1 protein-coding gene is annotated in these 545 nt (G+C 46.1%); it reads left to right on the top strand.

The window, feature by feature from the left end:
* Positions 1–545, top strand: a 545-nt coding sequence (locus tag ACFIQE_RS11350; RefSeq protein WP_375707794.1) for a hypothetical protein, incomplete at both ends; no start/stop codon positions are given.

Genomic DNA, 545 nt, shown 5'->3' with positions numbered 1-545 from the left:
TCAGAAGCTTTGGAGAGTGTTCCTGGTCTTGTCCAAGCGGGTGGCACGTTGAATTTGGTGGTCGATCAACTCAATAACACGGCAGCGGAAGGTTCGATTACAGGGGATGCGCATTTTGAAGCAAAAACCGTTGAAGGCAATCCGCTGGAGTCCTTAAGCGGTTTAACCGGGGCTGGCGCTCTCTTTATACCAAAAGTGGATCTCAATAATACAGGGGAACTTTCTGAGGGGCTCCCTTTACCAAAGCCCCAATCGGGTGGGGTTGGGGGCACGCTGCCCAATCAAAATTTCATTTATGAAACTAGAGCAGAATTTCTTGATGTTGGCAAGTTTTATGGCTCAGCCTATTATTTGAACAGAATTGGCTACAATCCTGACAGAGAGATTTTTTTCTTAGGCGATGCTTATTTTGAAAAGCAGCTGATTGAGAAACAAATGCGTGATCTTGTGGGTCAAGGTTTGGGCAAAGGTTCCTTTATTCCTGGAAGTGATGCCATTGAACAAGTCAAAACCTTGCTGGATGTCGGGGCAGACTATGCAAAAGC

This window comes from Bartonella sp. AA1HLJMS (assembly GCF_042197445.1).
Lineage (GTDB): Bacteria > Pseudomonadota > Alphaproteobacteria > Rhizobiales > Rhizobiaceae > Bartonella.
The sequence above is the reverse complement of the archived record's forward strand: the minus strand, read 5'-3'. Positions and strand labels throughout refer to the sequence as shown.